Source organism: Sphaerisporangium melleum (assembly GCF_014646695.1).
Taxonomy (GTDB): Bacteria; Actinomycetota; Actinomycetes; order Streptosporangiales; family Streptosporangiaceae; genus Sphaerisporangium; species Sphaerisporangium melleum.
On record NZ_BMNT01000015.1, the window covers coordinates 181773 to 188568 of the forward strand.

The following is a 6796-nucleotide window of genomic DNA, read 5'->3' on the forward strand; positions in this document are numbered from 1 at the left end:
ATGATGAGAGGCGACGCTCGCTCATATGCCGCGACCCGCAAAGAGCGGTCCGCGGACATCGACCGCTGGCTGGCCGACCTCTTCCGTACAGCGTGTCCCGCGCCGTACGGGGGACGGGAAGGCCGGAACGGGCTCGGGGGGGCCAAGAGCGGGTTCTCCTCCGCTGACGAACGCGGCGCCGGAGCCTCCTTCGGGGGCCCCGGCGCCCCGTCGTCCGCGGCCCCCGCGGGGACCGGCATCGCGCTGGTCGCCGTCGGCAGTCTGGGCCGCGGCGAACTGGCTCCGGGCAGTGACCTGGACCTGGTCCTGCTGCACAACGGGCAGGAGGACATCGGCCGCATCGCCGACCGCATCTGGTACCCCATCTGGGACTCCGGTCTCGGCCTCGACCACTCGGTGCGCACGGTCGAAGAGTCCACCAAGGTGGCCCGCGAAGACCTCAAGGCCGTGCTCGGGCTGATCCAGGCCCGGCACATCGCCGGAGACCCCGAGCTCACCAGGGCCGCCCGCGAGGCGGTGCTCGCCGAGTGGCGGGCCGACTCCCGGCGCAGGCTGGCCGAGTTGCACGAGGCCGCCGACAAGCGCGCCGAGTCGGCGGGCGAGCTGGCCTTCCTCCTGGAACCCGACATCAGGGACTCCCGGGGTGGCCTGCGCGACGTGCAGGCCATGCAGGCCGTGGCCGCCGCCTGGGTCGCCTCCGCCCCCGGACCCCGGGTGCGCGAGGCCCACGAGTTCCTGCTCGACGTACGCCACGGGCTGCACCTGGTCACCGCGCGCGGCACCGACCGCCTGGTGCTGCAGGAGCAGGACGCCGTGGCGGGGGCGCTCGGCCTGCTGGACGCCGAGGCCCTGATGCGCCGCCTCGCCGAGGCCGGCCGCACCATCTCGCACGCCTTCGACGCCACCTGGCGCACGGTGGACCGCCTGCTGTCCGGGCCGGCGCCGCGCGGCCGGCGCCCGCTCGCCGACGGAGTGGTCGAGCACGGCGGTGAGGTCGTGCTCGCTCGCGGCGTCAATCCCAAGAACGACCCGGTGCTCGTGCTCCGGGCGGCGGCCGCCGCCGCCGAGGCCGGGCTGCCGATCGCCCCGGCCACCGTCTCGGTGCTCGCGGCCCAGTCCCCGCCGATGCCGGTCCCCTGGCCGGACGAGGCGCGCGACGCGCTGGTCGCCCTGCTCGGCACCGGCCGCGCGGCCGTACCGGTCTGGGAGGAGTTCGACCAGGCGGGCGTCATCGTCCGGCTCATCCCCGACTGGGAGCGCGTCCGGCACCGTCCGCAGCGCAACCCCGTCCACCGCTTCACCGTCGACCGGCACCTCATCGAGACGGCGGCCGGCGCGGCCTCGTTCACCCGCGAGGTGTCCCGGCCCGACCTGCTGCTGATCTCCGCTCTGCTGCACGACGTGGGCAAGGGCTGGCCGGGCGACCACTCTACGACCGGTGAGATCGTCGCCAGGGACATCGGAGCCCGCATGGGGTTGCCCCCGGCCGACGTCGAGACGCTGGCGACGGTGGTCCGCCATCACCTGCTGCTGCCCGAGACCGCCACCCGGCGCGACCTGGACGACCCGGTGACGATCTCGCGGGTCGCCGAGGCCGTGGGCAACCGCGAGGTGCTGGAGTTGCTGGCCGCGCTGGCCGTCGCCGACGGCAACGCCACCGGTCCGGCCGCCTGGAACTCCTGGAAGGCCTCCCTGGTCTCCGAACTGGTGCGCAAGGTGCGTTCGGTGCTGTCGGGCAGCCCGCCGGCGCCGGCGCCGGCGCTCTCTCCGCAGCAGGCGTCCCTGGCCAGGCACGGCGGCGGCGCCATACGGGTCAACGGCGGCGCGGTCACGGTGGTGGCCCCCGACCGGCCGGGCCTTCTGTGGCGGGCGGCCGGCGTGCTGGCGGCGCATCGCATGGTGGTCCGCTCGGCCTCGGCGGCCTCGGCGTCCTCCACCGCGGTCATCGAGTTCTCGGTGATCCCGGAGTACGGCACCCCGCCGGACCCCGCCACGCTGGAGGCCGATCTGCGCCTGGTGCTGGCCGGCCGGCTGGACATCGAGCAGCGGCTGGCCCGGCGGACCCGGTCGGTGCGTCCCGCGCGGGTCCCGGTCGCGCCGCCGAGGGTCAGCCTGGTCGACGACGCCTCGCAGACGGCGACGGTGGTCGAGGTCCGTGCCCATGACCGTCCCGGACTGCTGTGGCGCATCGGCCGGGCCTTCGGCGACTGCAACCTCGACGTGCGCGCGGCGCGCGTGGAGACACTGGGCGCCGAGGCGGTCGACGTCTTCTATGTCGTGGACCGCTCGGGCCGGCCCATCACCGACCCCGAGCAGCGCACGCAGGTGCGCGAGCACGTGCTCGCCGCCTTGCGCTGAGCCCTCCCGGAGGCGGCCTCCCCCTCCGCCGGCCCGAACCGGCGGACCGCCCGGGAAAACCGCAGGTCAGGCGAGCAAGATCGCGGCGCGATTCATAACAATTACGTTGGGTGTGCCGGTTCTGTGCTCGTCATCGGTGACCTTGTGGTCGAATTGTCGGGGTTATGTCCTTATCAGCCATGCCGTCATCCATGCATGGAAGAGCGCAGGGGGTGGCGCGTTGAGCATGTCGGAGCCCGAGTCCACGGCCATCCCCGAACCGGGAGCCGCGGCGGGACCGAACCGGCACAGGCGCGGGGGCGGGACGGGGAGCCAGGGGGGCTCGGCAGGGCACGGGCAGCACGGCCGGCGCGGCGTCGCCGACCGGCTCGCACCGCGCAACTGGCGGGTGTCGGCACGGCTCACCGCGCTCATCCTGGTGCCGACGTTCGTCGGCGTGCTGCTCGCCGGCCTGCGCGTGGTGGCGTCCGTCGACAGCGTCTCGGCCTACCAGCGCACCGCCGCCGAGGCCACCATCGCCGCTCACCTGCGCACCCTCAGCCTGCAACTCGGCTTGGAACGCGACAGGACGATCTGGTACCAGACCACCCGCCAGCAGCGGGCGGCGCTGCTCGACCAGCGCACCGCCGTGGACACGGCGATCGCCCGGGTCCGCGCCGACCTCGGTGAGGTGGACGCGGACTACGGCGTGCGCGCCGTCCAGGACGCCCAGCAGGTCGCCAGACGCCTGGACGCGATGCCGGTGATCCGCCAGGGCGGCCAGGCCGCCAAGTACGCCGACGTGATCTCCGCCCTGCTCCGCCTGCACGACGAGATCGCCCAGACGGGCCAGGACCCGCAGCTCGTCGGCGACCTGCGCGGCCTGAGCGCGCTCGCCCACGCCAAGGAGGAGATCTCCCAGCAGCGCGGCACGCTCATCGGCACGCTGGCCCGCGGTCAGCGGTTCACCCCGGACACGCTGGAGTCCTTCATCGCCTCCCGCTCGCGGCAGCGCGCCGCGTTCGCGACCTACAGCGGAGAGGCCGGGGCCGAGAACGGGCGTCTGCTCTCCGCCACGCTCGTGGGCGAGCAGGTGATCCGGGCCGAGCTCACCAAGTCGTGGGCCATCGCCCTGGCCTCGCGGAACCTGCCGGTACAGGCGAACGGAACCCGCGGCGTCACCGCGGTCCGGCAGTGGTTCGAGGACAACACCAAGACCATCGAGCTGCTGCAGAAGGTGGAGGACCAGGTCGCGGCCTCCGTCGCCGCCCGCGCCTCGGCGCTGGAGTCGACCGAGCGGCGCAACGCGATCATCGCCGGAGTGCTGATCCTCGCTCTGATCCTGCTGGTCCTCGCCACCACGGTGCTCATCGCCCGCTCGCTGGTGCGGCCGCTGCGCCGGCTGCGCGCGGAGGCGCTGGAGATCGCCGGGTTCCGGCTGCCGGGCGTCGTGCGGCGGATGCGCGAGACCGGAGACGTCCGTGAGTCCGCCGACGTGCAGCCCATCCTCGTGGGCACCCACGACGAGATCGGAGAGGTGGCCGCCGCCTTCGACGAGGTGCACCGCCAGGCCCTGCGGCTCGCCGCCGAGGAGTCGGAACTGCGCGGCAACGTCAACTCGATGTTCGTCAACCTCTCCCGGCGCATCCAGACCCTGGTCGAGCGGCAGATCTCGCTGATCGACGGCCTGGAGCGCGGCGAGCAGGACGGCAAGCGCCTGGCCGACCTGTTCAAGCTCGACCACCTGGCCACCCGCATGCGCCGCAACAGTGAGAACCTGCTGGTCCTCGCGGGTCACGAGGCCGCGCGCAAGCGCAGCCAGCCGGCCAAGCTGGTGGACGTCGTGCGGGCCTCGCTGTCGGAGGTCGAGGACTACGAGCGGGTGAGCGTCAAGGTGCACCGCGGCGCCGCCATCGCCGGGTACGCCGCCAACGACGTCGTCCACCTGGTCGCCGAACTGGTCGAGAACGCCCTGGCCTTCTCACCGGGCAACACGCGGGTCGTGGTGTCCAGCAGCATGATCGAGGGAGGCGGCGCGCTGCTCGCGGTCAGCGACTCCGGCATCGGCATGACGCCGGAGGAGATCGCCGAGACCAACCGCAAGCTCGCCGACCCGCCGGTCGTGAACGTCTCGGTGTCGCGCCGCATGGGACTGTTCGTGGTCGGCCGCCTCGCGCTGCGCCACGACATCCGCGTCCAGCTCCGCCGCGGGGACTCCGCCGGTCTCATCGCCATGGTGCTGTTCCCGCCGCAGCTCATCACGGTGGCCCCCTCGCGCGGGCCACTGCTGCCGCAGCGCGGCGCGACGGACACCGGCTCGCCGGCCCCCGTCGGGACCTCTCCCGCCTCCGGCGGGGTGTTCCCCTCCTCGAACGGCCATGGCGTGCCCGGCGGCGCCACCCCGGTCCCGAACGGCACCGGCGCGTACCCCCTGCCGGCCGGTACGGACGGGCATTCCCTGCTGAACGGGACGGGGCCCTTCTCGAACAACCCCTTCGAGGCGCACGACGGGCCCACGACCGCCGGCCGGACCGGGACGGGCGCCTTCGGCGGACCGACGCCCGCCGGCGGTTTCGCCGGCGCAACCCCCGCCGGCGACTTCGGCGGCCCGGTCACCGCCGGTGGCTTCGGCGGCCCGCCTACCGGGGAGCCCGGCCCGGCGGGACCCGGAGGCGGCGACTCCCGGCAGCCCGGTGAGCAGGTCTTCGGCGCGGTGGCGCGTGGTGACGAGCCGGTCTTCGGCCCGGTGGGGCCCTCCACCGGCCCGACGGCCGCCACCTCCAGGGCGCCGGGCACGGCCCAGGGGCTGCCCACGCGCTCGCCCGGCTCGCACACCCAGGCCGACCCGCCGACCGCCCCGTTCGCCTCCCCGCTCGCGCAGGCCGGACCTCCGGCGCCCGTCGCCCCGCCGGCCGGGCCGCGTACCGGTCCCGCGGCCGGAGCGGGCGCTCGTACCGGGCCGCTCAGCGGGCCGCAGGAGCCGTTCGGCGGTCCGGCCGGTCCGCGCACGCCCGTGCCGGCGTCCGGTGGGGCGGACGCGCCGCTGGATCGCGGAGACGAGTACCTGCCGATCTTCGCCTCGGTCGAGTCGGCCTGGTTCCGCCGCCCCGACTCCCGCGACATCGCCGCCGCCCGGGGACGGACCTCGGACGAGACCGCGGGCGTGCCCGGCCGGGAGGACGCCGAGGAGCCGGCCGCTCCTGCCGGGCGGCCCGCCCCTGAGCCCGCGAGCTCCGCGAGCTCCGCGAGCTCCGCGAGCTCCGCGGAAGCACCGGAGGCCGCCGCGCCCGCCGCGTCGTCGGAGGGGTGGGGCTCCACGGCCGACTCCGGCTGGCAGGCGGCCAACGCCGCACGGGAGCCGTCCCTCGGCGGGATCACGGCGGCCGGGTTGCCGAAGCGGACACCGAAGGCCAATCTGGTGCCCGGATCGGTCACCGGCACACCGGCCCCCGCGGCCGCCCCCGCGCCGGCCCCGCAGGTCTCCGCCGAGCTGGTCCGTGCCCGGATGTCGCGCTTCCAGCAGGGCATCCAGCGCGGGCGGGCGGACATCGGCGATGCGGCGGCCCGGGACGACGGCACCGGCAATCCTTGACCCACTTGATCCACCTGACCCACGTGGCACTGATGAGGAGGGGCTCGTGATCGACCTGAGTCACGAGGCACGCAGGTTCGACTGGCTGATCACCGAGTTCGTCAGCGGGACGCCGGGGGTGGCGCACGCGGTCGTCGTCTCGGCCGACGGCCTCCGGCTGGCCAACTCCGAGGGGTTCCCGCCGGACCGCGCCGACCAACTCGCCGCCGTGGCCGCGGGACTGCTCAGCCTCACCGTGGGGGCCTCGCGCGTGTTCGACGGCGGCGGGGTGACGCAGACCGTGGTCGAGATGCAGTACGGCATCATGCTGGTCATGGCGATCAGTGATGGTTCGTGCCTGGCCGTCCTGGCCTCGCCCGACTGTGACATGGGCCTGGTGGCCTACCAGATGACGATGCTCGTCGAGCGCGTCGGCCAGGTGCTCACCCCGGCCCTGCGGGCCGAGCTGCAGACCTCCAGGCTCCGGTGATGCTCGAGGGTGACGGGACCGAGGACGAGCCCCTGTTCCGTCCGTACGCCGTCACCGGGGGCCGGGCCGAACCGAACTACCACCTCGCAATGGAAACATTGGTCTCATCGGCCCCCATAATGGGCGATGATTTGTCCCTGCTCACTCCCGAGCAAGAAACGATCATCGTGCTCTGCCAGTCCGTCCGTTCGGTCGCCGAGGTCTCCGCGCTGCTGCGGGTGCCGCTCGGCGTGGCTCGCGTGCTGATCGCGGACATGGCGGACGAAGGTCTGGTACGGCTGCACCAGCCGCGGCTCAACCAGGGACAGCCAGACCACAACCTGCTGGAAAGGGTTCTCAGTGGACTTCGCAGGCTCTAGCCGGGGCCCGGCGCTGACGTCGACGAAGATCGTCGTCGC

Annotated in this window: 4 protein-coding genes; all 4 read left to right on the plus strand. The window is 74.1% G+C overall.

The window, feature by feature from the left end:
- The first annotated feature begins 3 nt into the window (after positions 1-3).
- The 4 genes from IEY93_RS15505 (at position 4) to IEY93_RS15520 (ending at position 6757) form a co-directional block, all read left to right on the plus strand.
- Positions 4-2358, plus strand: coding sequence for a [protein-PII] uridylyltransferase (locus tag IEY93_RS15505; protein ID WP_189163748.1), 2355 nt, complete (start codon positions 4-6; stop codon positions 2356-2358).
- 226 nt (positions 2359-2584) lie between these two features.
- Complete coding sequence (locus IEY93_RS15510) at positions 2585-5929, plus strand: nitrate- and nitrite sensing domain-containing protein (RefSeq protein WP_203968514.1); 3345 nt, start codon at positions 2585-2587, stop codon at positions 5927-5929.
- 46 nt (positions 5930-5975) lie between these two features.
- Positions 5976-6398 (plus strand): roadblock/LC7 domain-containing protein, encoded by a 423-nt coding sequence (locus IEY93_RS15515; protein WP_189163750.1) that lies wholly within the window; start codon positions 5976-5978, stop codon positions 6396-6398.
- Entirely contained in the window at positions 6398-6757 is a 360-nt protein-coding gene (locus IEY93_RS15520; protein ID WP_189163751.1) for a DUF742 domain-containing protein, read from the plus strand. Before IEY93_RS15515 ends, IEY93_RS15520 begins: the two co-directional genes overlap by 1 nt.
- The last annotated feature ends 39 nt before the right edge of the window (positions 6758-6796 follow it).